We start from the raw sequence: 23,593 nt of genomic DNA, 5'->3' as shown, positions 1-23,593 counted from the left end.
ATGAACACCATCACCCTCACCACCTGGTCGCTGGAGATGACCTCTCCGGCGGACCTCGTCCCGGCGGCTCCGGCGGGCCCGGAGATAACCATCGCGCGGGCGGAGGTCCCCTCCCCCGAGTTCAGCCGCTTCCTGTACGCCTCGGTGGGCGGCGACATCCACTGGACGGACCGGCTCTCCCTGACCCGCGCGCAGTGGGTGGAGCAGCTGGACCGGCCGGGGGTGGAGACCTGGGTCGCGTACGACCGGGGCACGCCGGCCGGGTACGTGGAGCTCGACCCGCAGGACGACGGCGTGGTGGAGATCATGTACTTCGGCCTCCTCCCCGACTTCCGCGGCCGCCGCATCGGCGGGCACCTGCTGTCGGTGGGCGTCGCCCGCGCGTGGTCCCTCGCGGAGCGCTGGCCGGAGCTTGAGCCGACCCGGCGGGTGTGGGTGCACACGTGCAGCCAGGACGGGCCGACGGCGATGAGCAACTACGAGCGGCGCGGCTTCAAGGTCTTCAGGACGGAGACCGAGTCCAAGGTGGAAACCCCGACCCCCGGCCCCTGGCCCGGCGCGTAGCCCCTCCGGGGCCGGCCGGCCGGGCGCACCGGGTGCGGCGCCGCCGCGGGGGCTCCGCGCCCGGGCCCCGAGGCCGGCGGAGCCGGCTCCGATAAGTGACCCCCGTCACGTCATCCCATTTTTCGAGACGAGTTCGTCCGAATCGTGGACAGTAGTGGACTCCTCCAATCGGCACATGACACGCTTCCGCCATGAATGGAGCTGGAATTGCCTTGGTGAGTCGGCGGCACGTCGACCTCGGCCGCATGTCCAGCGCCATCTGTCCGGCGCGCTGACGGAACCAGCCACGCCGCGCACATCGCCGCCGTCCCCGCTGCCGCGGACGCGCCGATCACCCGCCAGCCCCCTGAGGCCGTAGTACCGCCCTGCCCGTCGGCAACCCCGGCGCGGAGCGGGAATCAGCCACACCCGCTCGGAGCAGCCGAGCCGCAGGGGAGCGCCGCCGCCTCCCCCTGCCCTTGCCTCGAGCCGCCGAAGAAGGACGTACCGCCATGGCCGCCACCCCCGAAACGCCCGCAGCCGCACCCGCAGCCGCCGCGCGCCGCAAGACCGGCCGTCACCGCGGCGAGGGCCAGTGGGCCGTCGGACACCACACGCCCCTCAACGGCAACGAGCAGTTCAAGAAGGACGACGACGGTCTCAACGTGCGGACACGCATTGAGACGATCTACTCCAAGCGCGGCTTCGACTCGATCGACCCCAACGACCTGCGCGGCCGGATGCGCTGGTGGGGCCTCTACACCCAGCGCAAGCCCGGGATCGACGGCGGCAAGACCGCGATCCTGGAGCCGGAGGAGCTGGACGACGAGTACTTCATGCTGCGCGTCCGCATCGACGGCGGCCGGCTGACCACCGAGCAGCTCCGCGTGATCGGCGAGATCTCGGAGGAGTTCGCGCGCGGCACCGCGGACCTCACCGACCGCCAGAACGTCCAGTACCACTGGATCCGGATCGAGGACGTCCCGGAGATCTGGCGCCGGCTGGAGGCCGTGGGCCTGTCCACCACCGAGGCCTGCGGTGACACGCCCCGCGTCATCCTCGGTTCGCCCGTCGCCGGCATCGCCCGGGACGAGATCATCGACGGCACCCCCGCCATCGACGAGATCTACCGCCGCATCGTCGGCAACAAGGACTTCTCCAACCTGCCGCGCAAGTTCAAGTCCGCGATCTCCGGTTCGCCGCTGCTCGACGTGGCGCACGAGATCAACGACATCGCGTTCGTGGGCGTGAACCACCCCGAGCACGGCCCCGGCTTCGACGTCTGGGTCGGCGGCGGCCTGTCCACCAACCCCAAGCTCGGTGTGCGCCTGGGCACCTGGGTCTCGCTCGACGAGGTCCCGGACGTCTACGAGGGCGTCATCTCGATCTTCCGCGACTACGGCTACCGCCGGCTGCGCACCCGCGCCCGCCTGAAGTTCCTCGTCGCCGACTGGGGCCCGGCCAAGTTCCGCCAGGTCCTGGAGGACGAGTACCTGAAGCGCAAGCTGACCGACGGCCCCGCGCCCGCGCAGCCGAGCGGCCAGTGGCGCGACCACGTGGGCGTCCACCAGCAGAAGGACGGCAAGTTCTACGTCGGCTTCGCGCCCCGCGTGGGCCGCGTGGACGGCGCCACCCTGACCAAGATCGCGGACGTGGCCCAGCAGCACGGCTCCGGCCGCCTGCGCACCACCGCCGAGCAGAAGATGATCGTGCTCGACATCGAGGCCGACCAGGTCGACTCGGTCGTCGGGGCGCTGGAGGCGCTGGACCTGCGGGTCAAGCCGTCCCCGTTCCGCCGCGGCACGATGGCCTGCACCGGCATCGAGTTCTGCAAGCTGGCCATCGTCGAGACCAAGGCGCGCGGCGCCTCGCTGATCGACGAGCTGGAGCGCCGCCTGCCGGACTTCGCCGAGCCGCTCACCATCAACATCAACGGCTGCCCGAACGCCTGCGCCCGTATCCAGGTGGCGGACATCGGTCTCAAGGGTCAGCTGGTCCTGGACGACGACGGCAACCAGGTGGAGGGCTACCAGGTCCACCTGGGCGGTGCCCTCGGCCTGGAGGCCGGCTTCGGCCGCAAGGTCCGCGGCCTCAAGGTGACCTCGGCGGGCCTGCCCGACTACGTCGAGCGGGTCGTCAAGCACTACGAGGAGCAGCGCGAGGACGGCGAGCGCTTCGCGGCATGGGTCGCCCGCGCCGACGAGAAGAGCCTCTCGTGAGCGAGCGCGCCGCACCGTTCTACTGCCCCTACTGCGGCGACGAGGACCTGTTTCCCAATGAGACGGGTCACGGCGCGTGGGAATGCAGGTCCTGCAACCGGGCCTTCCAGCTGAAGTACCTCGGGCTGCTGGCCCGGGGCGTCCGGTCGGATTCAGCGGGATCAGTGGGATCGCCGGGATCAGCGGGAGGGGACGGAATATGACCACCACTCAAGACGCGAGTCTCACGGCCGCGGAGCTCAGGGCGGCGGCACTCAAGGAAGTGGCCGAGCAGGCCGGCCGCGACCTGGAGGACGCCTCCGCGCTGGACATCCTGCGCTGGGCGGCCGACACCTTCGGCAAGGAGTTCGCCGTGACCTCCTCCATGGAGGACGCGGTCGTCGCCCACCTGGCCTCGCGGGTCCTCCCGGGTGTGGACGTGGTCTTCCTCGACACGGGCTACCACTTCGAGGAGACCATCGGCACCCGTGACGCGGTCGAGGCCGTGATGGACGTCAACGTCATCACGCTGACCCCGCGTCAGAGCGTCGCCGAGCAGGACGCCGAGTACGGGCCGAGGCTGCACGACCGGGACCCCGACCTGTGCTGCGCGCTGCGCAAGGTCAAGCCGCTGGAGGAGGGCCTGACGGCGTACTCCGCGTGGGCGACGGGGCTGCGCCGCGACGAGTCCCCGACCCGGGCGAACACCCCGGTGGTCGGCTGGGACGAGAAGCGGCAGAAGGTCAAGGTCTCCCCGATCGCCCGCTGGACCCAGGACGACGTGGACGCGTACGTCGCCGAGCACGGCGTGCTCACCAACCCGCTGCTGATGGATGGTTACGCCTCCGTCGGCTGCGCCCCGTGCACCCGGCGCGTCGCCGAGGGCGAGGACGCGCGGGCCGGCCGGTGGGCCGGACGGGGCAAGACCGAGTGCGGACTGCACGGCTGATGACGACGACCGGCGAAGAACTTACGGAGACAGAGCAGATGAGCGTGAGCGACCAGGGCGCCACCGTGTGGCTGACCGGGCTGCCGAGCGCGGGCAAGACCACGATCGCCTACGCGCTGGCGGAGCGGCTGCGCGCCGAGGGCCACCGTGTGGAGGTGCTGGACGGGGACGAGATCCGCGAGTTCCTCTCCGCCGGCCTGGGCTTCACCCGCGAGGACCGGCACACCAACGTGCAGCGGATCGGCTTCGTCGCCGAGCTCCTCGCGAGCAACGGGGTCAAGGCGCTGGTGCCGGTGATCGCGCCGTTCGCGGACAGCCGTGAGGCCGTCCGGGGGCGGCACGCCGCCGAGGGCACCTCGTACCTGGAGGTCCACGTGGCCACCCCGGTCGAGGTCTGCTCGGAGCGTGACGTCAAGGGCCTGTACGCCAAGCAGGCGGCGGGCGAGATCTCCGGTCTGACCGGGGTCGACGACCCGTACGAGGCACCGGACTCCCCGGACCTGCGGATCGAGTCGCACACGCAGACCGTGCAGGAGTCGGCTTCGGCCCTGCACGCGCTGCTCACCGAGAGGGGTCTGGCATGACGACGACCGTCGCACACGTCCACGACGAGACGGACGCGCCCTACGCGCTGTCGCACCTCGACGCCCTCGAGTCCGAGGCCGTGCACATCTTCCGTGAGGTGGCGGGCGAGTTCGAGAAGCCGGTGATCCTCTTCTCGGGCGGCAAGGACTCCATCGTCATGCTGCACCTGGCGCTGAAGGCGTTCGCGCCGGCGCCGGTGCCGTTCACGCTGCTGCACGTCGACACGGGCCACAACTTCCCCGAGGTGCTGGAGTACCGCGACCGCACGGTCACGAAGCACGGTCTGCGCCTGCACGTGGCCTCCGTCCAGGAGTACATCGACGCGGGCAAGCTGCGCGAGCGCCCGGACGGCACCCGCAACCCGCTGCAGACCGTGCCGCTGACCGAGGCGATCCAGAACCTGAGGTTCGACGCCGTCTTCGGCGGCGGCCGCCGCGACGAGGAGAAGGCCCGCGCCAAGGAGCGGGTGTTCAGCCTGCGCGACGAGTTCTCGCAGTGGGACCCGCGCCGCCAGCGGCCCGAGCTGTGGCAGCTCTACAACGGCCGCCACGCCCCCGGCGAGCACGTGCGGGTCTTCCCGCTCTCCAACTGGACCGAGCTGGACGTCTGGCAGTACATCGCCCGCGAGGGCATCGAGCTCCCGGAGATCTACTTCGCCCACGAGCGCGAGGTGTTCCTGCGCAACGGCATGTGGCTGACGGCCGGCGAGTGGGGCGGCCCGAAGGAGAGCGAGACGCCCGAGACGCGGCTCATCCGCTACCGGACCGTCGGCGACATGTCCTGCACCGGCGCCGTCGACTCCGACGCCGCCACGCTGGACGCAGTGATCGCCGAGATCGCCGTCTCCCGCCTCACCGAGCGGGGCGCGACCCGCGCCGACGACAAGATGTCCGAGGCCGCGATGGAAGACCGCAAGCGCGAAGGGTACTTCTAGACATGACCAGCACCACCGAGCAGTTCGCCGATGTGTCGGCGACCACGCTGCTGCGCTTCGCGACCGCCGGTTCCGTCGACGACGGCAAGTCCACCCTGGTGGGCCGCCTGCTGCACGACTCCAAGTCGGTCCTGACCGACCAGATGGAGCACGTCGAGGCGGTCTCCCAGGCCCGCGGCCAGGAGGCCCCCGACCTCGCGCTGCTGACCGACGGCCTGCGGGCCGAGCGGGAGCAGGGCATCACCATCGACGTCGCGTACCGCTACTTCGCCACCGCGCGCCGCCGGTTCATCCTCGCGGACACCCCCGGGCACGTGCAGTACACCCGGAACATGGTCACCGGTGCCTCCACCGCCGACCTGGCCGTCGTGCTCGTCGACGCCCGCAACGGCGTCATCGAGCAGACCCGCCGGCACGCCGCCGTGGCCGCGCTGCTGCGCGTCCCGCACGTGGTCCTGGCCGTCAACAAGATGGACCTGGTGGGCTACCAGGAGTCGGTCTTCGCGGCCATCGCCGAGGAGTTCACCGCGTACGCCTCCGACCTGGGCGTCCCGGAGATCACCGCGATCCCGATCTCGGCCCTGGCCGGTGACAACGTCGTGGACGCGTCGGCCAACATGGACTGGTACGGCGGCCCGACCGTGCTGGAGCACCTGGAGACCGTCCCGGTCAGCCACGACCTCACGGCCTGCCCGGCACGTTTCCCGGTGCAGTACGTGATCCGTCCGCAGTCCGCCGAGCACCCCGACTACCGCGGCTACGCGGGCCAGATCGCCTCCGGCGTGCTGCGCGTCGGCGAGGCCGTGACCGTCCTGCCGTCCGGCCGGACCTCGGTCATCGAGGGCATCGACGCACTCGGCGGGAGCGTGGACATCGCCTGGGCCCCGCAGTCGGTGACGCTGCGGCTGAAGGACGACATCGACATCTCGCGCGGCGACCTGATCGCGCCGTCCGCGAACGCGCCGGCCACCACGCAGGACGTCGAGGCGACGGTCTGCCACGTGGCCGACCAGCCGCTGGCCGTCGGCGCCCGGGTGCTGATCAAGCACACGACGCGCACGGTCAAGGCGATCGTCAAGGAGATCCCCTCGCGGCTGACCCTGGACGACCTGTCGCAGCACCCGGAGCCCGGGCAGCTGGTGGCCAACGACATCGGCCGCGTCGTCGTCCGTACCGCCGAGCCGCTCGCGCTCGACGCGTACGCCGACTCGCGCCGCACCGGGTCCTTCCTGCTGATCGACCCGGCCGACGGAACCACGCTGGCGGCGGGCATGGCGGGCGAGTCCTTCGCCTCCAAGGCCCGGGCGACCGTGCAGCCGGACGACGAGGGCTGGGACTTCTAGGCCATGTTCACCGATCTCTACTCGACCTTCGCGAAGGAGGGCGGCCGCGTCGGCAGCGGCGCCCTCGGCAGCGGCCAGGGAGGGGTGGCGCGATGTGTGCGATGACCGCCCCCGTCCCCGACGAGCCGTACCTGCCCCCGTTCCACAGACGAAGACCCGCGCCGTAGACCACGGCGCGCCGAGAGGAAGTCCTCCCGTGCCTGCCACCCGTACCACTCGCCAGACCCTGCGCCGCGGTGTCGTCGCCGCTGCCCTGCCGCTCCTGATCGGCGCGCTCGCCTCCTGCGGCTACGGTTCCGAGGCGCAGAAGGACGAGCCGAAGGCCGCCGATGCCGCGGCCGGTGCCGGCAAGAAGCTCTCCGCCTCCGAGGTCCGGATCGGGTACTTCCCCAACCTGACGCACGCCACCGCACTGGTCGGCCTCCAGGAAGGCCTCATCGAGAAGGAACTGAACGGCACGAAGATCAAGCCGCAGACCTTCAACGCCGGCCCCTCCGAGATCGAGGCCCTCAACGGCGGCTCCCTCGACATCGGCTTCATCGGCCCCTCCCCCTCCATCAACGGCTACGTCAAGTCCAAGGGCTCCAACCTCCGGATCATCTCCGGCTCCGCCTCCGGCGGCGTCAAACTCGTCGTGAACCCCGACAGGATCAAGACCCTCGACGACCTCAAGGGCAAGAAGATCGCCACCCCGCAGAAGGGGAACACCCAGGACGTCGCCTTCCTCAACTGGATCTCCGAGAAGGGCTGGAAGGTCGACCCCGAATCCGGCAAGGGCGACGTCTCCGTCGTCCGCACCGACAACAAGGTCACCCCCGACGCCTTCAAGCAGGGCTCCATCGACGGCGCCTGGGTCCCCGAACCCACCGCCTCCAAGCTCGTCTCCGACGGCGCCACCGTCCTCCTCGACGAAACCGCCCTGTGGCCCGACAAGAAGTTCGTCATCACGAACATCATCGTGTCCCAGAAGTTCCTCAAGGAGCACCCCGACGTCGTCGAGGCCGTCCTGCGCGGCACCGTCAAGACCAACGAGTGGATCCACGCCAACCAGGACGAGGCCAAGGCCTCCGCCAACGCCAAACTCGCCGCCGACAGCGGCAAGCCGCTCGACCCGAAGGTCATCGACCCGGCATGGCCCGGCATCGCCATCACCGACGACCCCCTCGCCTCCACCCTCAGGACCCAGTCCGAATGGGCGGTCAAGGCCAAGCTCATCGAGCAGCCCGACCTCACCGGCATCTACGACCTCACACTCCTCAACAAGGTCCTCAAGGCCGCCGGCAAGCCCGAGGTCTCCGACGCCGGCCTCGGCGCCAAGTAACCCCGCAACCCAGCAATCCCAGGAGGTGACGACCATGGCCACCACGCTCGCCAAGGCTGCCGAGGGCTCCGTCGCGGAGCGCACCCACGCCGCCCGCATCGACCGCGTATCGAAGTCCTTCTCCGGCCCGGCCGGATCGCAGCTCGTCCTGGACGACATCAGCCTCGATGTCGCTCCCGGCGAGTTCGTCACCATCCTGGGCGCCTCGGGGTGTGGCAAGTCGACGCTGCTGAACCTGGTCGCGGGTCTGGACAAGCCGTCCGCGGGGTCCATCGAGACCCCCGGCGGCCGTCCGGCGCTGATGTTCCAGGAGCACGCCCTCTTCCCGTGGCTGACCGCGGGCAAGAACATCGAACTCGCCCTGCGCCTGCGCGGGGTGGCCAAGGCCGAGCGCCGCCCGGAGGCGGAGCGGCTGCTGGAGCTGGTCCGCCTCGGCGGCGCGTACGGCAAGCGCGTGCACGAGCTGTCCGGCGGTATGCGCCAGCGCGTGGCCCTGGCCCGGGCGCTCGCCCAGGACAGCCGGCTGCTGCTGATGGACGAGCCGTTCGCCGCGCTCGACGCCATCACCCGGGACGTCCTGCACGGCGAGCTCACCCGCATCTGGGCCGAAGCGAACACGAGCGGCTCCGCCGCGGGCGGACTGTCCGTCCTCTTCGTCACCCACAACGTGCGCGAGGCCGTCCGTCTCGCCCAGCGCGTGGTCCTGCTCTCCTCCCGGCCCGGCCGGGTCGCGAAGGAATGGACCGTGGACATCCCGCAGCCGCGCCGCATCGAGGACGCGGACGTGGCGGAACTGTCCCTGGAGATCACTGAACACCTGCGTGGGGAGATCCGCCGCCATGGCCAGCACTGACATCACTTCGAAGGCCGCGGGCAGGACCGACGACCTGGCCGGCCTGGAGGCGGGCCTCGACGCCCTGGACGCGGTCCAGACCCACCGCACCCCGGTCCGGGAGATCCTCGTCAAGAAGATCCTCCCGCCGGTCCTGGCCGTGAGCCTGGTGCTGCTGGTCTGGCAGGTCCTCGTCGCGACGCACGTCACCGAGGAGACCAAGCTGCCCCCGCTGTCCGCGGTGTGGGGCAGTCTGACCGACATGTGGCTCAAGGGCACGCTGCTGGAGGTCATCTGGACCAGCGTCTCCCGCGGTCTGCTCGGCTTCCTGCTGGCCCTGGCCATCGGTACGCCGCTCGGACTGCTCGTCGCCCGGGTGAAGTTCGTCCGCGCCGCGATCGGCCCGATCCTGCAGGGCCTGCAGTCGCTGCCGTCGGTGGCCTGGGTGCCGCCGGCCGTCCTGTGGTTCGGCCTGAACGACGCGATGATGTTCACGGTGATCCTGCTGGGCGCCGTCCCGTCCATCGCCAACGGCCTCGTCTCCGGCATCGACCAGATCCCGCCGCTGTACCTGCGGGCCGGCCGCACCCTGGGCGCCACCGGTCTGGCCGGTGCCCGGCACATCGTCATGCCGGCCGCGCTGCCCGGTTACCTGGCCGGTCTGAAGCAGGGCTGGGCGTTCTCCTGGCGCTCGCTGATGGCCGCCGAGATCATCGCCTCCTCGCCCGACCTGGGTCTGGGCCTGGGCCAGTTGCTGGAGAACGGCCGCAACAACATCGACCTGCCGGGCGTGTTCCTCGCGATCATCCTGATCCTGGTGGTCGGCATCGCCATCGACCTGCTGATCTTCAGCCCGGTCGAGCGGTGGGTGCTGCGCAGCCGCGGCCTGCTGGCGAAGAGCTGATCGCCGTGTCCCCCGCACTCCTGGTCATCGCCCACGGCAGCCGCGATCCGCGGCACGCGGCGACCGTGCACGCCCTCACCGGGCGCGTGCGGGCGCTGCGGCCGGGGCTGCGCGTGGAGACGGCCTTCCTGGACTTCAACACCCCGACGGTGGGCCAGGCCCTGTCCTCGCTCTACCTGTCCGGCGTACGGGAGGTCGTGGCGCTCCCGCTGCTGCTGACCCGCGCCTTCCACGCGAAGTCCGACATCCCGGCGGCGCTGGCCGAGTCGGCCTCGCGCCTGCCGGGGCTGTCGGTGCGGGTGGCGGACGTCCTCGGGCCGTCCCCGCTCCTGCTGACCGCCCTGGAACGCCGGCTCACCGAGGCCGGCCTCACCCCGGCGGACCGCGCCACCACCGCCGTGGTGCTCGCGTCCGCCGGCTCCACGGACCCGGAGGCGATCGCAGTGATCGCTGAAACCGCGCGGGAGTGGCGGCGCACCGGTTGGTGTGCCGTGCGGCCTGCGTTCGCCTCCGCCGCACTGCCCCGTACGGAGGACGCCGTACGGGCCCTGCGCGCCGAGGGCTTCGCGCGGGTGGCGGTGGCCCCGTACGTCATCGCCCCCGGCCGTCTCCCGGACCGCATCGCGGCGGGCGCCGACGCCGCGGGCGCGGACGTCGTCGCGGACGTCCTGGGCGCGGCCCCGGAACTGGCCCGGCTGCTGCTGCGCCGCTTCGACGCGGCCGTGACGGCGCCGGCCCGGCTGCCGGCCCTGACGGCTTAGCTCAGGCTGCGGCCGAAGCGCAGGGCGATCACGGCGTGGGCCGCGTGGTGGGGCCGCGGTGTCCGCGGCGGACGCCCGCCCGGGCGGGCTCAGGGCAGGGTCCAGATCCGGACGGTCACGAGGTAGAAGACCACGACCCAGAGGGCGAGCAGGAGGGTGACGGTGCCGACGCCGATGAGGTTCGTCCTGGTCGGCGATTCGTCCGGCGACGGGCGCAGCCACCGCCCCAGGAGCGGGTTCACGTAGTAGGGCATCGTGAGGAAGCTCATGACGAGGCTCGACAGCAGGTTGCCCACGAGCAGGCCCAGCCACAGCGGCATCTTCAGCGGCGATGTGGCGAGCGCCAGGAGGACGACGGTCGGGTACAGGCCGACCCAGACCGCGATGGCGGTCTTGGTGACCGAGGGAGGGGGCGCTTCCCTGCCGTTCTCCTCGAAGGCGAACCAGCTGCCGAAGGAGTTGTCGATCGTGCGCAGCTTGAAGTCGTACTCCTTTCCCTCGGCGAGGACCTTGTGCCGCCTGTCCGAGGTCAGCCAGGCGTCGAGGTGCTCGGCGTTGTCGAACCGGTACAGCGTGGTCCAGTCCTCCTGGACCCCTTCGATGGGCGGGAACAACTCGCTTCCGCGGAAGCCTTCGAACCTGCTCTCCTCCTCCGTCATCCGGCGCTGCCACGCGAGGAAGTCCTCGACGTGCTCCGTGTGGACGCGGTGGGTGATCACCACGGTCACCAGCGGGTCCCGTGAGGGTGCGTGGCCGCTGACGACCTGCTGGGTTCCGGGGCCGTCGAGGTACTTGTCGCCGGTTTCGAGGAGCTCCTGCCGGGTCGAGCTGTTGATCCACGCCTGGAGGTGGGGTATCGAGTCGTACCGGTAGACCACGACCCACTCGGGCTGCAGGGGGGTCGGCGGCGCGACCTCCACGCCGAGGTACCCGTCGTACTCGGCGGCGGCGGCGTTGACGCCCTGCTGCCAGGTCTCGTACTCCCGCTCCCGTCCGGGCAGGACCTTCTGGGCGATGATCGCCGTGGCCTCGGCGCTTTCCTGCTGCTTCTCGGTGTCCATGTGCTCAGGCCTTCGAGTGCGACCGCTTCCCGCCGATCCGGTCGTAGATCCGTTCCGGTGTCAGCGGCAGCGACCGGTAGCGGATTCCCGTGGCGTCCTGGAGTGCGTTCGCCAGTGCGGGCGCCACCGGGTTGATGCTGCATTCCGCCATGCCCTTCGACCGCATCGGTCCGACGGAGTCCGCCGAGCCCACCAGGAGCACTTCGGTGCGCGGGACGTCGGCGTAGGTGGGGATGCGGTAGTTGCGCAGGTTCGGGTTGAGCACGGCGCCGTTCGCGTCGAGCCGGTGGTTCTCGGTCAGGGCGAAGCCGATCCCCTGGGCGACGGCGCCCTCCACCTGGCCCCGTACCTGCGCGGGGTTGATGACGACGCCGGCGTCGACCGCCTGGACGCTGTGGAGGACGCGGATCTCACCGGTCACGCGGTGGACCGCGATCCGGAACCCGTGCGCGTTGGAGACGGCGCTCCGGGGCGATCCGTAGGCCTTGCGGGCGGCGGTGAAGCGGATGCCGCGCGACCGTGCCACCGCGACGAGTTCGGCCAGCGAGACCCGGTGGTCCCCGCAGACGACGCCGTCGTCGTCCATCGAGCACATCACGGGGTGGACGCCCGTGTGGGCGGCGGCGAACTCCAGGATGCGGTCGCGGACGGCGGTGCTCGCCCGCAGGACCGCGTTGCCCGCGACGAAGAGGCCCGCGCTCGCGAAGGCTCCCGTGTCGAATCCCGTCCGGTCGGTGTCGGACTGCACGAGGCGGATCCGCGACGGTGTGGTGCCCAGCTGCTGGGCGGCGATCTGGACGTGGGCGGTCGAGGTGCCCTCGCCGAATTCGACCGTGCCGACGGCGAGTTCGTAGACGAGGTCGTCGCCGAGCGTCACCCAGGCCTCCGAGATGTGTTCGGTCGGGGGTGCGGTCTCGTGCAGGGAGGCCGCGGCGCCCGCCCCGACGAGCCAGTCCGGGCCGAGGTGCGGGTCCCCGGCCGTCCGGGCCAGGGCCCGGTCCACCAGGTCGATGCACTGCGCGAGGCCGTCCTCGCCGAACATCACGTCGTCGGGGCCGTCGTGCAGGGCGACGAGCGGGTCCCCCGGGCGCACGATGTTGCGGCGGCGCAGTTCGAGCGGGTCCATGTGGAGGGCGAGGGCCAGTTCGTGCATCGCCGATTCCACGGCGAAGGCCGGCTGGGTCATCCCGTACCCGCGCAGTGCGCCGCTCGGAACGGTGTTGGTGTAGACGGAGTAGGCGTCGTACTTCTTGTTGGGGCAGCGGTAGATCATGACGGCCGCGCCGCCCGCGAACAGGGTTTCGCCGCCGTGGTTCCCGTAGGCGCCCGTGTTCGACACGTTGCGGACCTGGAAGGCGGTGAGCGTGCCGTCCGCCTTCGCGCCGAGCTTGACCGTCAGCGTCATCGGATGCCTCGGCGAGGCCGTGGTGAACTCCTCCTCGCGGGTGTACTCGAAGCACACGGGCCGCCCGGTGTCCAGTGCGGCGAGCGCGGCCAGGTCCTCGGAGATGACCTCCTGTTTGCCGCCGAACCCGCCGCCCACGCGCTTGCAGAACACGCGGAGCTGGTCCGGGCGCAGCGCGAACAGGTGGGCGAGTTTGACCTTGGCGATGGAGGGCGACTGCGAGCTGGTGCGGACGTTCAGGCGTCCGTCCTCCATCCAGGCGATCGAGCCGTGGGTCTCCAGGTGCGCGTGCTGCACGCGCGGGGACGCATAGGTGCCCTCGTGGATCACGTCGGCCTCGGCGAAGCCCGCGTCGACGTCTCCGATGTGCGCGTGGATCTCGAGCAGGACGTTGTGGACGGGGTCGCGGACGAAGGGGTCGTCGGCTCCGTGGATCTGCGGGGCTCCCTCGGCCATGGCCTCCTCGGGATCGAACACGGCGGGCAGCGGCTCGTACTCGACGACGACGTTCCGGCAGCCCTCTTCCGCGGCGCCGGGCGTGTCGGCGACGACGGCGACGACGCGCTGGCCGGCGAAGCGGAGCGTCCGGTCGAGGATGAGGGTGTCGTCCGGGTCGACCAGGTGGTCGGTGTGGATCGCCGTGGTGAAGCGTCTGCGGGGTACGTCCTCCCAGGTGTAGACCCGGTGCACGCCGGGAACCGCGAGGGCGGCGCTCTTGTCGATCGACAGGATCCGGGCGTGGGCGTACGGCGAGTGCAGCACCTTGAGGTGCAGCATGCCCTCCATGTGGGTGTCCATCGTGAACTCGGCGCGGCCCGTCACCACGTCGTTGGCCGCGGGGGCTCCGACGCTCGTTCCGACGGCCTTTCCCGGCCTGGCGCTCTCCACGCCGACGACGCCGCGCACGGCGTCCTCGATCCCCCGGTAGCCGGTGCACCGGCAGAGGTTGCCCTTCAACGCCCGCGGCAGGTCGGCCTTCTGGGACTCCGTGAAGGTCGCCGAGGTCATGATCATCCCGGCGGTGCAGAAGCCGCACTGGAATCCCGGGGCGTCGCGGAACTGCTGCTGCATCGGATGCAGGTTCCCGGGCGAACCCAGCCCCTCGATGGTGGTCACCTCACGGCCCTCGGCGCGGAAGGCGGGGGTGATGCAGCTGTGCACGGGGCTGCCGTCCAGCCATACGGTGCAGGCCCCGCAGTCTCCCGCGTCACAGCCCTTCTTGACACCGAAGTGGCCGAGCGAGCGGAGGAAGGTGCGCAGGCACTGTCCGGGCGCCGGCTCCTCGCCGAAGCTCCTGCCGTTCACGCGGTACGTCATGTCGGGCTCCCGGAGGCGAGTTCACGGCGGATCTCCTCGGCGAAGTGCTTCGTCAGGTGGCGGCGGTGGGCGGGAGTGCCGTTGGGATCGTCGAGCCAGACGTCGGCGGGGATGACGTCGATGCTCTGCTGCAGGGTCGGGGCGTCGGGCATGGTGTCGAAGACCATGCGCACGGGTCTGGTGGTGCCGGCGGTGACGGTGAGCAGCAGGTCGTTGTTCCCGGGCGTGCGGGTACCGACGAGGAACACCGTCGAGCGGCCGAGGCGGGTCAGGGTGAACCGGTGGTGCACGGCGCGTTTGCGCAGGGCGTGCGCCGGGATCCGGACGCGTCGCAGGATCTCCCCGGGGGCGAGGACGTTCCGGTTGTTGCCGGTCACGAAGTCGAGGGCGTCGACGGTGCGCGTCGTCCCGTCGGGGGCCCACAGTTCGTAACGGGCCTCCAGCGCGACCGTCAGCGTGATCATGGGGCCGGCCGGCAGCGACATGCAGATGTTCCCGCCCACGGTCGCCGCGTTCCAGACCTTGAACGAGGACAGGAACGCCTCGCAGGCCGTCCCGAACAGGGGGCCCGCGGTCCACTCCGCCGGGGGCCGGAAGGCGTAGAACTCGCGGATGGTGCAGGTGGCACCGATTTCGAGACCCTCGTCGGTCGTGACGAGGGGAGCCCACCCCAGCGTGGTCAGGTCGACCAGGCGGCGCAGATCCGGCTGTTCCACCGAGAACAGCCATGTCCCGCCCGCGAGCCAGGCGTCGCCTTCCCGCCAGTTGGCGCCGGGCCGGGCGTCAGGACGCCGGACGACTTCGGTGATCGTGTTGAGGTCCACGGGGATCGCTCTCCCTCACGACGGCAGCCGTGTGACGGACCGTCCACCGGCCTCCGGTGCGCGCGGCACGGCCACGACGGACCACAGCCGGTTCGACCCCGGTTCGACCCCGGTTCGAATCCGGTTCGACTTCGGCCGCCGCGGTCGGTCACTTCACTTCGACGAGGACCGTCGGACGCAGGGACTCCTTTTCAGCGTATCCCCGACCGGCCCGGCCCCGCACCGCCAAGCGCAGCAGCCGCGTCCTGCCGCCGGGGCCGGCCGCCGCAGGGGACGGGACTCAGCCGCGGGCCGCCGCCTCGTCCGCGAGGGCCGTCAGGTCCTGGACGGACATCGCGCCGGGCGGCAGGCCCTCCCGGGCGAAGATGTTCGCCGCGTGCCGCAGCACGTCGTTGACCGGGGTCGGCACCCCGTGCAGCCGGCCCAGCAGGGAGATCTCGCCGTTGAGGTAGTCCGCCTCCACCGAGCCCGTGCCCCGCGCCAGGCTCTGCCAGGACGAGCCGCCCCGCACCCCGGCCGGCTGGTTCACCTTGCCCTCGCGCGCCGACGCCTGCTCGGCGTCCGAGGCGTAGGCGATGCCCGCCGCGCGGAAGGCGGCCTTGCCTTCGCGGACGGCCCGCAGGAGCAGTGCCGCCTTCTCCGGGTCCGGCTCCGGTCCGGTCGTCGCCTGGATGGCGTTGCCCAGGTTCCCCAGCAGCTTCGCGTACTTCCACCGCATCACGTCCGGAGTCGGCGGCGCCCCGAAGCCGGCCTTGCCGAGGTCCGCCGCGACGGCCAGGGACAGGGCGTCCGTGCCGCCCGCCGCCCGGCCCACGTGCAGGACGCCGGTCAGCGGCGCGCACAGCGCCGAGACCAGGCCCGGCTCCAGGAAGGTGGCGGGCAGCCATACGCACACCCCGTAGACGCGCGCGAAGCGCCGTAGCGCCAGCCGCTCGCTCTCCACGCCGTTCTGCGCGCACAGCACCGGGAGCCGCTGCGCGGCCGTGCCGCCGCCCGCGACCTCCGCGTCGCCCCACGCGTCGAGCGCGGCGATGGCGTCCTGGGTCTTCACGGACAGCAACAGAACGTCGTCGGGGCGCAGTTCGCCCAGTTCGTCGGGTCCGGTGACGACGGGCAGCCGGTGCACCCGGGGCCCGTCGGCCGTCGTGAGCCGCAGCCCTTCGGCCCGCAGGGCCTGGGCGTGCGCGCCGCGTGCGACGAGTACGACCTCGCCGCCCGCCTCCGCGAGCCGTCCGCCGATGGTGGCGCCGACCGCGCCCGCGCCGATGATGATGTAACGCATGCCACGAGCCTGGCACATCCGGCAGGCTCCGTCGCCCCTGGGGCCGGTCGCCGGCGCCCCGCCGGCCCGGGGCAGGATGCTCCCATGGGGACGGACGGAGCGGACGTGGCCGAGGCGGTCGCGCACGAGATGCAGTTGATGAGCCCGGGAGTGCGGACGTCGAGGGTCCTGACGGACCGGCTCCTCGATCCGGAGTTCGTCGAGGTGGGCGCCTCGGGCCGCAGGTGGGACCGGGAGGCGATGCTCGCGGCGCTGCCGGACCTGGAGGGCGGCTCCGAGGACGGCCCGCGGTACGAGCCCGCCGGCATGACGGGGGTCGAACTGGCGCCGGGGGTGGTGCACCTCACGTACGAAACCGTGATCGACGGGCGCCGGGCGCGAAGGAGTTCGATCTGGCGGAAGCCGGACGGCGGGACCGGGTGGCGGATGTACTACCACCAGGCCACGCCGGTACCGGGCGAGATGGCCTAGGTCGTCGCTTTCGGGCCCGGCAGGATCCGAAAGAGACGGCCTGGACGCGGGGTCAGGGGCCGGTCAGCTCCACGAGCTTGGCGACGGTGTTCCAGTTGCGGGTGGTCACGTCGATGCCCTTGACGACGGCTGGCTTGGCGAGGGCCTCGGCGAGCTTGGAGCGGCCCAGGCCGTCGGGGACGTAGAGGTACAGGACGCGCTCGCCGATCCGGTACTCCTCGGGGAGGTACGCCGCTCCGTCGAGCGCGGCGAACCGCTCCGGGCCGGGCTGTTCGGAGCAGAAGGTGACGTGCAGCTGCTTGCCCTCCAGCTCCGTGGCCGGGAACGGACAGGCCTCGGCGACGGCGCGCAGGTACGTCCCGTCCAGCACCAGGCACGCCACGCGGAAGCCGAAGTGGCCCTCGATGGCCGCCTCCAGCTCCCGGGCGAGGGCCTCCGGGTCCTGCCGCGGGCTGCTGAAGACGGCGTTCCCGCTCTGCAGGTACGTCGCCACGTCGCCGTGCCCGAGCCCCTCCAGCAGCGCGCGCAGCTCCGCCATCGGGACCTTCTTGTTCCCGCCGACATTGATCCCGCGCAGCAGGGCCGCGTACTTGTTCGCCGTCGCCGCCGTCTTCGCCGTCGCCTTCTTCGTCATGGGCGCACCTTAAGGGGTGCCGCAGAGGGCGGGGCGGAGAAGGACCGGCCGGGATCGGGGTCAGGCGTGCAGGACGCCGGTGCCGAGCAGACCGAACAGGAGTACGCCGATGACGATCCGGTAGGCGACGAAGGCGTTGAAGGAATGCTTGGCGACGAACTTCAGGAGCCAGGCGATCGAGGCGTAGGCGACGGCGAAGGACACGGCGGTGCCGGTGACGAGCGGAAGGGTGTCGACGCCGGCGCCGACGGCGTCCTTGAGCTCGTAGAGGCCCGCGCCGGTCAGGGCGGGGATGCCGAGGAAGAAGGAGAGGCGGGTGGCCGCGACCCGCTCCAGGTCGAGGATGAGGCCGGTGGACATGGTGGCGCCGGAGCGGGAGAAGCCGGGGAAGAGCAGGGCGAGGATCTGGGAGGAGCCGACCAGCATGGCGTCCCTGAGGTCGGTGTCGTCCTCGCCGCGCTTGTGGCGGCCCATCCGGTCGGCCGCCCACATCAGGCCGCTGCCGACGATGAGCGATCCGGCCACCACCCAGAGGGAGGCGAGCGGTCCTTCGATCAGCGGCTTCGCCGCGAGCCCCACGACCACGATGGGGAGGGTGGCGTAGATGACCCACCAGGCGAACTTGTAGTCGTGGTGGTAGCGCTCCTCGCGGTCGGCCAGTCCGCGGCCCCAGGCGGAGACGATGCGCACGATGTCCTTGAAGAAGTAGACGAGGACCGCGGCGATCGCGCCGACCTGGATGACGGCGGTGAAGGCGACGACGGACCTGTCGTCGACGGGGATCCCCATCAGCCCTTCAGTGATCTTGAGGTGTCCGGTGGAGGAGACCGGCAGGAACTCCGTCACCCCTTCCACGATGCCCAGGACCACGGCCTGTCCCACACTGATCGCGCTCACGTGCTGTCACCTTCGTTCGATGGGACGGCGCCGGCCTTCCGGCGCCGCGGGAGAGTCAGGAGGGTCCCGAGCAGCCCGGCCCACAGCGCGGCCAGCAGCCATCCCGCCAGGACATCGGTGGGCCAGTGCATGCCGAGGTAGACGCGGCTGGCGCCCACGGCCGCGGCCCACAGCGCGGGCAGCACCAGGAGCAGCCGCCGCGCCCGGCCCCCTACCGTGCGGTGGACCGCGACGGTGAGGAGGACCGCCACGGCCGCGGAAGTCGTCGTGTGCCCCGAGGGCATGGCGTATCCACTGGCCGGCCACGCCCACTCGCCGGCCGGCGGTCGGGGCCGGGCGAGCCACGACGCCAGGGCGATGCGCGGCAGCTGCACCGACAGCAGCGCCAGGGCTCCGGCCGCCGCTCCGCGCCACCGCCGGTTCCTGAAGCACAGGACACCGGCGAGCATCGCCAGCAGGTAGGCCGGCACTCCGCTTCCCGTCACGGTGACCGCGACGGCCGGTCCGACCGCCCAGCGCGGGCGGTGTTCCAGAACCCGGCGGTGCAGGGCCTCGTCCATCCCGAGCGGTGCGCCGTGCACCGCGCAGGCGGAGGTGATCAGTGCCGCCAGCAGCAGCGAGCACACCAGCACCGGTACGGCGGGCAACCACCACGGCTTGCCGGCGGCGCCGGGTGCGGTCGCGGGGATGGGGGGCATCGGGAGTCCTGTCTGGACCGACCGCCGGGGCGGCGGGGTCGGAGGCACGGGTACCGGAGGGGTGCTGCTCCGGGTCAGGGCGGGGCGAGTGCTCCCCAGAGGAGCAGCGCCGCCAGGTCCCCGGCCGGCAGACTTTCCGCAGAACCGGACCCAGTGCCGGAAAGGACCAGTGATTGGAACACCCGGGCGAGGTGCTCCGGGGGCATTCTGAGGACCTCGCGCTCCGGCTCGAACAGGCCCGTCAGCGCGCCTCGGAGCGCCGCGAGCTCCTCGTCGGGCCGGATGTGCCCGTCGCCGCCCTCCGCCGGTCCGGGGAGCCGGGGCCGGCCCCGGGCCATGGCATCGGCGAGCAGGAGCACGCGGGTCGCGTAGCCGCGCAGATGCGCGGCGGCCGATGTCAGACGGGTTTCGAGGGGCTGGGCCAGGTCGATCGCCCTGATGGCCGCCACTGCTTCGTCCGCTCCGAGGGCGGCGGCGGCGCAGGCTTCGAGCAGGGCGGCCTTTTCGGGGAACGCGGTGAAGACCGCCGCTGCCGGGACCCCCGCGGCCCGGGCGACCATCGAAGTGGTGACCGCGGTGCCGTGCCTCACGACCAGGGGCAGCGCCGCGGCGACGATCACCGCACGACCGGGGTGAGGGAGACGGGGCGGCACTGGCGCGTGGGCCGACAGGGACATGGTGAACGGCTCCCCTGATATGAGTGGGCCGGGGCGGTGACGGCATTATTGACTACAGTCACGTAGACGGTCTACGTCACTGTAGACGACCGTTGTGGTGAGGAGATTCCCATGGGGGATGCGCGTGCGGAACGGCGGCCCGCCGGCGAGCTGGGGGCGAGCGTCCTGGCGGCGCTGTGGGCGGCCGGCGCCCCACTGACGCCCGGGCAGGTCCAGGAGGCGCTCGGTTCCCCCCGTGCCCGTACGACGGTGACGACGATCCTTTCCCGTCTGTACGAGAAGGGCGTGGTCACGCGCGTCCGGTCCGGCCGCGGCTTCGCCTACCTGCCGACCGAGGACGCGTCGGGGCTGACCGCGCGCCGCATGCACGCGGAACTGGCCGGGACCGAGGACCGCGGTACGGTGCTGCGCCGCTTCGTCTCCCAGCTCAGCGACGAGGACGAGGCGCTGCTGCGCGCCCTGCTGGAGGGCGACGGCGCCGAGGGGACCCCGTGAGCTCCACCCACGCCCGTACGGTTGGATAAGGCATACCTATTCATCAACGACCGGGCGCATCGGCCCGGGGCGGCAGCGGGGCGGTAGCGGGATGGTGGAGGACGGCGGGGACGCGAGGCGGCCGCACGGTGAACTCGTCGCGGACGTGCTGGCGGTCCTGTGGGCGGCCGAGCGGCCGCTGACGCCGCAGCAGATCAACGCCGCGCTCGACCGGGACCTGGCCAGGACGACGGTGACGACGATTCTCACCCGCCTCTACGAGAAGGGGACGGTCGTACGCACCCGCGAGGGCCGGGGCTTCGCCTACGCCGCCGCGGACGACGCCGCCGGGCTTGCGGCCGGGCGCATGCGCCGCGAACTGGAGCGGGAGCCGCAGCGCGAACTGGTACTGAAGCGGTTCGTCTCCTCGCTGTCCGGCGACGACGAGGAAGCCCTGAGGCGTCTGCTCCTGGAGTCCGGGGAAGGCGAATGACCCTGGTCCTGGGCGTCGTCGTGCTGACCCTGGCACTTCCGTGGGCCGCGGTGCCGGCCGGCCGCCGGCTGGCCGCGCTCCTGCCGCCGAGGGAAGCCTGCGCGGCGCTGACCGGAACCGCCGTGCTGCTGGCGGGCGGCACCGTGGCCGCCCTCGTCGGCCTGTTCCACGTGCCGTTCCTCGCCTCCCTCGAACAGATCCCGCTGTCACGGGCGGCTGCCGAATGGCCGGCCACCGTGCCACTGGCCGCGGTCGCCGGTGCGGTGCTGGCCTTCCAGGCGGTGCTGCTGGTCCGCCGCTGGTACGAGCGCCGCTCGCTGCTCGCCCGCGCCTGGGCGTCCACCGGCGACGCGGTCCGCGACGGCGATCTGCTGGTCGTACCGGACAGCGATCCGCAGGCCTTCGCCCTGCCGGGATGGCGCGAGCGCGGTGACCGGGTCGTCGTGACGACGGGCATGCTCAGGATCCTGGGTCCGGCGGAGCGCGAGGTGCTGCTCGGGCACGAGCGGGCCCACCTGACGGGCCGCCACCACCTGTGGTCGGTCACCGCCCACCTGGCCGCCGCGGTGCACCCCGCCCTGCGGCCCCTGCGCCCGGCACTGGACTTCCACCTGGAGCGGTGGGCGGACGAGTCGGCGGCCTCGTCGGTGGGCGACCGGCGGCTGGCGGCGACCGCCATCGCACGAGCGGCGCTGGCCGCCGCGTCCGCCGAGAGGGCGGGCACAGGCCGCGGCCCCTTGCTCTCGGTGAGTACCGGCCCGGTCCCGCAGCGGGTCGAGGCCCTGCTGCGGCCGGCCCCGGCCCGGCCGCGGACGCGTGGAACACGGGCGGCCGCGGTCGGCCTGGTGACGGCGGTGACGGTGTGCGCCCTGCTGGGCCTGGGCCTGGCCTACGGACTCCACGAGTACGTGGAATTCGCCGCCCGGGGCCTCCTGGCCGACCCCGTCATCGAGTGACGACGTCGATGTAGACCAATCGGCCGAGGGTACGTAAGCTGCCCCTGGTCTACTTCACTGTCCCTCCAGGCCCGGCACGCCGGGTGGTTCCGGGCCGGCGTGCTCCGCACCCGGCGCACGGTGTGCCGTGGGCGACGTCGTCCGCACGTCCTGGGCAGGAAGTGACATCCCCCTCCCCGGCGATTGGATGCGACGTTGTACGACAGGGGGAGCGGGTCGTCGAGTCCCTCCGAGCAGACCGTGCACCTCCTGGCGGCGGCGGGCAGGGCCGCGGACGCGTTGATGGCCGAGCGTCTGGAAGCGGGCGGGTTGAGCCCCTCGCACCAGTCGGTCCTGCGGACCCTGGCCCAATGGGGACCGCACGCCCGGCGCGATCTCGCCGCGCAGTCCGGCGTGCCCTCGGCAGACGCCTCGCGGGTGGTCCGCGACCTCCTGGCGCGGGGACTGGTGCAGGTCATGGTCGTCAACATCGGCGGGCGCCACGAGGTGGTGACGCTCACCCCGACGGGCGCGGCGGCCCTGACGACGGCGCAGGACGACATGAAGTCGGTGCAGGACCTCCTGCTGGCGCCCCTCACGAGGGGTGAGCGCACCCAGCTGCACTACCTGCTCCGGCGGGTGTGCGCGACGGCCGCCCGGGCCGGCACGGCGCGCTCGTCCTAGGCCGCTCCTTCCGGGCCCTGCCGGCCGAGCCGCGGTGTCCGGTGCCATGCGGCCTCCCCGGGCGGGGGCGGGTCATCGGCGCCTTCCCGGGAAGCGGTCGTCGCACGACGCCCGGGCCGCCGCCCGGCCGTTCTCCTTCCCCGGAACCCGCCTACGACAGTTCGGCCTCGATGAGGTCGGCCGCCCGCCGTGTGCCGCCCTCGGCGGCCATCTGCGCGCGAACGGCCTCGGCACGGGCGGCGACCTCGGGGTCGGCCGCCAGGGCGAGGACCGCCTCGCGCAGGGTCGCGGCGTCGGCGTCCGCCATCGGGACATGGCGGGCCACGCCCAGGGAGACGAGCATGTCGGCGTTGGCGAACTGGTCGACGGCCTGCGGGACGGCGACCATCGGGGTGGCGGTGGCGAGCCCCTCCTGGCTGCCGCCGGCGCCCGCGTGGGTGATGAAGGCGTCGGCCCGGCGCAGGATGTCCAGCTGGGGGACCCACCGGTGGACCTCGGCGTTGGCGGGGACCGGGCCCAGGTCGGCCTCGTCGGTGAACCTGCCGATCTGGAGGACGAGATACCAGTCGGGCAGGTCCGCGAAGGCCTCGATGCAGGCGCGGTAGAAGGCCGGCTGCTTGGTGAAGGCGGATCCGAGCGAGACGAGCACGATCTTCTTGCCCTCGGCGGCCGGGGGCCGCCGCCAGGTGCCCTGGGTGGCGCTGCGGTCGCCCTGGCAGGCGCCGACGAAGGTGTACACGGACCCGTCGACCCGGTCGGCCTGCGGCTGGAGCGCCCGGGGGATGAGCACGATGCTGCGCCGCGGGCGGCCCTGGAAGCGGTCGACGTCGTCGCCGAGGCCGTTCTCGGTGAGCCAGGCCGCGAAGGCCGCGTAGTACGACCGGCCGCGCTCGGAGGCCTTCAGCTCGGCGAACATCGGCCCGGCCACCTCCTGCTCGTACCCCTCCCAGGCGACCAGGTTCGGGGAGAGGGAGACGGCGGGGACACCCCAGCGATGGGCGAGCACGGGCGCCGGGTAGGAGGTGATGTCGTGGAGGACGAGGTCGGGCTCGTCGCCCTCGAAGGCGGCGGCGAGCTGCGGGAGCGCCTGCACGGCGTCCTTCAGGAAGGGCTCCAGGTTCTCGATGAGCTCGGTGCCCCATGCTTCCGGCTCGTCGTCGGTGGGGAGGGTGGAGGTGTAGATCACGGGCGTGGCGCCGGTCTCCGCGATCCGCTCGGCGAAGGAGGCGGGGATGGCGTAGCTGACGCGGTGGCCGCGCGCCACGAGTTCGCGGATCACCTCGATGCTCGGGTTCACGTGCCCGTGGGCGGCGATGGAGAACATGGCGATGTGGGCGGGCTTCGCTGTGGTCATGATCCGACCATAAGCGA

The 23,593-nt window shown here is 72.0% G+C and carries 26 protein-coding genes; 17 read left to right on the top strand and 9 right to left on the bottom strand.

Annotated features, from left to right (window positions below):
* The 12 genes from ACXNSR_RS30005 (at position 1) to ACXNSR_RS29950 (ending at position 10,370) form a co-directional block, all read left to right on the top strand.
* Positions 1 to 564, top strand: a complete 564-nt coding sequence (locus ACXNSR_RS30005) for a GNAT family N-acetyltransferase (RefSeq protein ID WP_458638477.1) — start codon at positions 1 to 3, stop codon at positions 562 to 564.
* A gap of 191 nt (positions 565 to 755) precedes the next feature.
* Positions 756 to 839 carry a putative leader peptide gene (locus ACXNSR_RS30000; RefSeq protein ID WP_312847410.1) on the top strand — a complete coding sequence of 28 codons (84 nt, stop codon included), beginning with the start codon at positions 756 to 758 and terminating at the stop codon, positions 837 to 839.
* A gap of 216 nt (positions 840 to 1,055) precedes the next feature.
* A complete protein-coding gene (locus ACXNSR_RS29995; protein WP_458638476.1) occupies positions 1,056 to 2,762 on the top strand; it encodes a nitrite/sulfite reductase in 1,707 nt (568 codons plus the stop codon).
* On the top strand, positions 2,759 to 2,965 hold the full coding sequence (locus tag ACXNSR_RS29990; protein ID WP_458638475.1) for a hypothetical protein: 207 nt from the start codon (positions 2,759 to 2,761) through the stop codon (positions 2,963 to 2,965). The genes ACXNSR_RS29995 and ACXNSR_RS29990 overlap by 4 nt, the downstream gene beginning before the upstream one ends.
* Positions 2,962 to 3,690 (top strand): phosphoadenylyl-sulfate reductase, encoded by a 729-nt coding sequence (locus ACXNSR_RS29985; protein ID WP_458638474.1) that lies wholly within the window; start codon positions 2,962 to 2,964, stop codon positions 3,688 to 3,690. The genes ACXNSR_RS29990 and ACXNSR_RS29985 overlap by 4 nt, the downstream gene beginning before the upstream one ends.
* 38 nt (positions 3,691 to 3,728) lie before the next feature.
* A complete protein-coding gene (gene cysC / locus ACXNSR_RS29980; protein ID WP_458638473.1) occupies positions 3,729 to 4,274 on the top strand; it encodes an adenylyl-sulfate kinase in 546 nt (181 codons plus the stop codon).
* Positions 4,271 to 5,209 (top strand): sulfate adenylyltransferase subunit CysD, encoded by a 939-nt coding sequence (gene cysD, locus ACXNSR_RS29975; protein WP_458638472.1) that lies wholly within the window; start codon positions 4,271 to 4,273, stop codon positions 5,207 to 5,209. The genes cysC and cysD overlap by 4 nt, the downstream gene beginning before the upstream one ends.
* Positions 5,210 to 5,211: 2 nt before the next feature.
* The gene (locus ACXNSR_RS29970; protein ID WP_458638471.1) at positions 5,212 to 6,552 is read left to right on the top strand and encodes a sulfate adenylyltransferase subunit 1; all 1,341 of its coding nucleotides are present in this window, start codon (positions 5,212 to 5,214) and stop codon (positions 6,550 to 6,552) included.
* Between the two features lie 196 nt (positions 6,553 to 6,748).
* A complete protein-coding gene (locus ACXNSR_RS29965; RefSeq protein WP_458638470.1) occupies positions 6,749 to 7,873 on the top strand; it encodes an ABC transporter substrate-binding protein in 1,125 nt (374 codons plus the stop codon).
* Between the two features lie 34 nt (positions 7,874 to 7,907).
* Positions 7,908 to 8,726, top strand: a complete 819-nt coding sequence (locus ACXNSR_RS29960; RefSeq protein WP_458638469.1) for an ABC transporter ATP-binding protein — start codon at positions 7,908 to 7,910, stop codon at positions 8,724 to 8,726.
* Positions 8,713 to 9,609 (top strand): ABC transporter permease, encoded by an 897-nt coding sequence (locus ACXNSR_RS29955; RefSeq protein ID WP_458638468.1) that lies wholly within the window; start codon positions 8,713 to 8,715, stop codon positions 9,607 to 9,609. Before ACXNSR_RS29960 ends, ACXNSR_RS29955 begins: the two co-directional genes overlap by 14 nt.
* Before the next feature lie 5 nt (positions 9,610 to 9,614).
* Positions 9,615 to 10,370, top strand: coding sequence for a sirohydrochlorin chelatase (locus tag ACXNSR_RS29950; RefSeq protein ID WP_458638467.1), 756 nt, complete (start codon positions 9,615 to 9,617; stop codon positions 10,368 to 10,370).
* An 89-nt stretch (positions 10,371 to 10,459) separates the two neighbouring features.
* Here the strand turns inward: ACXNSR_RS29950 and ACXNSR_RS29945 are convergent, their stop codons facing one another.
* The 4 genes from ACXNSR_RS29945 to ACXNSR_RS29930 all read right to left on the bottom strand — a co-directional run bounded on the left by ACXNSR_RS29945 (position 10,460) and on the right by ACXNSR_RS29930 (position 16,259).
* Entirely contained in the window at positions 10,460 to 11,431 is a 972-nt protein-coding gene (locus ACXNSR_RS29945; protein WP_458638466.1) for an antibiotic biosynthesis monooxygenase, read from the bottom strand.
* Positions 11,432 to 11,435: 4 nt separating this feature from the next.
* Positions 11,436 to 14,153 carry a molybdopterin-dependent oxidoreductase gene (locus tag ACXNSR_RS29940; protein WP_458638465.1) on the bottom strand — a complete coding sequence of 906 codons (2,718 nt, stop codon included), beginning with the start codon at positions 14,151 to 14,153 and terminating at the stop codon, positions 11,436 to 11,438.
* Positions 14,150 to 14,977 carry an FAD binding domain-containing protein gene (locus ACXNSR_RS29935; protein WP_458638464.1) on the bottom strand — a complete coding sequence of 276 codons (828 nt, stop codon included), beginning with the start codon at positions 14,975 to 14,977 and terminating at the stop codon, positions 14,150 to 14,152. Before ACXNSR_RS29935 ends, ACXNSR_RS29940 begins: the two co-directional genes overlap by 4 nt.
* A gap of 280 nt (positions 14,978 to 15,257) precedes the next feature.
* Positions 15,258 to 16,259: a ketopantoate reductase family protein gene (locus ACXNSR_RS29930; RefSeq protein ID WP_458638463.1), complete on the bottom strand. Its 1,002-nt coding sequence runs from the start codon at positions 16,257 to 16,259 to the stop codon at positions 15,258 to 15,260.
* A gap of 84 nt (positions 16,260 to 16,343) precedes the next feature.
* Between ACXNSR_RS29930 and ACXNSR_RS29925 the strand changes: the two genes are divergently transcribed.
* Complete coding sequence (locus ACXNSR_RS29925; protein ID WP_458638462.1) at positions 16,344 to 16,730, top strand: nuclear transport factor 2 family protein; 387 nt, start codon at positions 16,344 to 16,346, stop codon at positions 16,728 to 16,730.
* 52 nt (positions 16,731 to 16,782) lie between these two features.
* Here the strand turns inward: ACXNSR_RS29925 and ACXNSR_RS29920 are convergent, their stop codons facing one another.
* The 4 genes from ACXNSR_RS29920 to ACXNSR_RS29905 form a co-directional block, all read right to left on the bottom strand.
* Positions 16,783 to 17,364, bottom strand: coding sequence for a DUF1697 domain-containing protein (locus ACXNSR_RS29920; RefSeq protein WP_458638461.1), 582 nt, complete (start codon positions 17,362 to 17,364; stop codon positions 16,783 to 16,785).
* Positions 17,365 to 17,424: 60 nt separating this feature from the next.
* Complete coding sequence (locus ACXNSR_RS29915) at positions 17,425 to 18,261, bottom strand: undecaprenyl-diphosphate phosphatase (RefSeq protein WP_458638460.1); 837 nt, start codon at positions 18,259 to 18,261, stop codon at positions 17,425 to 17,427.
* On the bottom strand, positions 18,258 to 18,959 hold the full coding sequence (locus ACXNSR_RS29910) for a phosphatase PAP2 family protein (protein WP_458638459.1): 702 nt from the start codon (positions 18,957 to 18,959) through the stop codon (positions 18,258 to 18,260). The genes ACXNSR_RS29915 and ACXNSR_RS29910 overlap by 4 nt, the downstream gene beginning before the upstream one ends.
* A 74-nt stretch (positions 18,960 to 19,033) precedes the next feature.
* Entirely contained in the window at positions 19,034 to 19,579 is a 546-nt protein-coding gene (locus ACXNSR_RS29905; protein ID WP_458638458.1) for a TetR family transcriptional regulator, read from the bottom strand.
* Positions 19,580 to 19,747: 168 nt separating this feature from the next.
* Between ACXNSR_RS29905 and ACXNSR_RS29900 the strand changes: the two genes are divergently transcribed.
* The 4 genes from ACXNSR_RS29900 to ACXNSR_RS29885 all read left to right on the top strand — a co-directional run bounded on the left by ACXNSR_RS29900 (position 19,748) and on the right by ACXNSR_RS29885 (position 22,222).
* Complete coding sequence (locus ACXNSR_RS29900) at positions 19,748 to 20,131, top strand: BlaI/MecI/CopY family transcriptional regulator (protein WP_458638457.1); 384 nt, start codon at positions 19,748 to 19,750, stop codon at positions 20,129 to 20,131.
* 91 nt (positions 20,132 to 20,222) lie between these two features.
* Positions 20,223 to 20,603 (top strand): BlaI/MecI/CopY family transcriptional regulator, encoded by a 381-nt coding sequence (locus ACXNSR_RS29895; RefSeq protein ID WP_458638456.1) that lies wholly within the window; start codon positions 20,223 to 20,225, stop codon positions 20,601 to 20,603.
* Positions 20,600 to 21,559 (top strand): M56 family metallopeptidase, encoded by a 960-nt coding sequence (locus ACXNSR_RS29890; protein WP_458638455.1) that lies wholly within the window; start codon positions 20,600 to 20,602, stop codon positions 21,557 to 21,559. The genes ACXNSR_RS29895 and ACXNSR_RS29890 overlap by 4 nt, the downstream gene beginning before the upstream one ends.
* 195 nt (positions 21,560 to 21,754) lie before the next feature.
* Complete coding sequence (locus ACXNSR_RS29885) at positions 21,755 to 22,222, top strand: MarR family winged helix-turn-helix transcriptional regulator (RefSeq protein ID WP_458638454.1); 468 nt, start codon at positions 21,755 to 21,757, stop codon at positions 22,220 to 22,222.
* Positions 22,223 to 22,373: 151 nt separating this feature from the next.
* On the opposite strand, the gene mgt is transcribed toward ACXNSR_RS29885, so the two are convergent.
* Complete coding sequence (gene mgt, locus ACXNSR_RS29880; RefSeq protein ID WP_458638453.1) at positions 22,374 to 23,576, bottom strand: macrolide-inactivating glycosyltransferase; 1,203 nt, start codon at positions 23,574 to 23,576, stop codon at positions 22,374 to 22,376.
* Positions 23,577 to 23,593 lie beyond the last annotated feature (17 nt).

It is taken from the genome of Streptomyces sp. NC-S4 (genome assembly GCF_054353315.1).
The sequence above is the reverse complement of the archived record's forward strand: the minus strand, read 5'-3'. Positions and strand labels throughout refer to the sequence as shown.

Bases quoted from the DNA above. Each gene is read 5' to 3' on its own strand.
- ACXNSR_RS29985 (WP_458638474.1), top strand. From the start codon at position 2,962: ATGACCACCACTCAAGACGCGAGTCTCACGGCCGCGGAGCTCAGGGCG.
- ACXNSR_RS29940 (WP_458638465.1), bottom strand. From the start codon at position 14,153: ATGACGTACCGCGTGAACGGCAGGAGCTTCGGCGAGGAGCCGGCGCCC.
- cysC (WP_458638473.1), top strand. From the start codon at position 3,729: ATGAGCGTGAGCGACCAGGGCGCCACCGTGTGGCTGACCGGGCTGCCG.
- ACXNSR_RS29945 (WP_458638466.1), bottom strand. From the start codon at position 11,431: ATGGACACCGAGAAGCAGCAGGAAAGCGCCGAGGCCACGGCGATCATC.
- ACXNSR_RS29955 (WP_458638468.1), top strand. From the start codon at position 8,713: ATGGCCAGCACTGACATCACTTCGAAGGCCGCGGGCAGGACCGACGAC.
- cysD (WP_458638472.1), top strand. From the start codon at position 4,271: ATGACGACGACCGTCGCACACGTCCACGACGAGACGGACGCGCCCTAC.
- ACXNSR_RS29890 (WP_458638455.1), top strand. From the start codon at position 20,600: ATGACCCTGGTCCTGGGCGTCGTCGTGCTGACCCTGGCACTTCCGTGG.
- ACXNSR_RS29900 (WP_458638457.1), top strand. From the start codon at position 19,748: ATGGGGGATGCGCGTGCGGAACGGCGGCCCGCCGGCGAGCTGGGGGCG.
- ACXNSR_RS29910 (WP_458638459.1), bottom strand. From the start codon at position 18,959: ATGCCCCCCATCCCCGCGACCGCACCCGGCGCCGCCGGCAAGCCGTGG.
- ACXNSR_RS29925 (WP_458638462.1), top strand. From the start codon at position 16,344: ATGGGGACGGACGGAGCGGACGTGGCCGAGGCGGTCGCGCACGAGATG.
- ACXNSR_RS29920 (WP_458638461.1), bottom strand. From the start codon at position 17,364: ATGACGAAGAAGGCGACGGCGAAGACGGCGGCGACGGCGAACAAGTAC.
- ACXNSR_RS29970 (WP_458638471.1), top strand. From the start codon at position 5,212: ATGACCAGCACCACCGAGCAGTTCGCCGATGTGTCGGCGACCACGCTG.
- ACXNSR_RS29930 (WP_458638463.1), bottom strand. From the start codon at position 16,259: ATGCGTTACATCATCATCGGCGCGGGCGCGGTCGGCGCCACCATCGGC.
- ACXNSR_RS29895 (WP_458638456.1), top strand. From the start codon at position 20,223: ATGGTGGAGGACGGCGGGGACGCGAGGCGGCCGCACGGTGAACTCGTC.
- ACXNSR_RS29995 (WP_458638476.1), top strand. From the start codon at position 1,056: ATGGCCGCCACCCCCGAAACGCCCGCAGCCGCACCCGCAGCCGCCGCG.
- mgt (WP_458638453.1), bottom strand. From the start codon at position 23,576: ATGACCACAGCGAAGCCCGCCCACATCGCCATGTTCTCCATCGCCGCC.
- ACXNSR_RS30005 (WP_458638477.1), top strand. From the start codon at position 1: ATGAACACCATCACCCTCACCACCTGGTCGCTGGAGATGACCTCTCCG.
- ACXNSR_RS29960 (WP_458638469.1), top strand. From the start codon at position 7,908: ATGGCCACCACGCTCGCCAAGGCTGCCGAGGGCTCCGTCGCGGAGCGC.
- ACXNSR_RS30000 (WP_312847410.1), top strand. From the start codon at position 756: ATGAATGGAGCTGGAATTGCCTTGGTGAGTCGGCGGCACGTCGACCTC.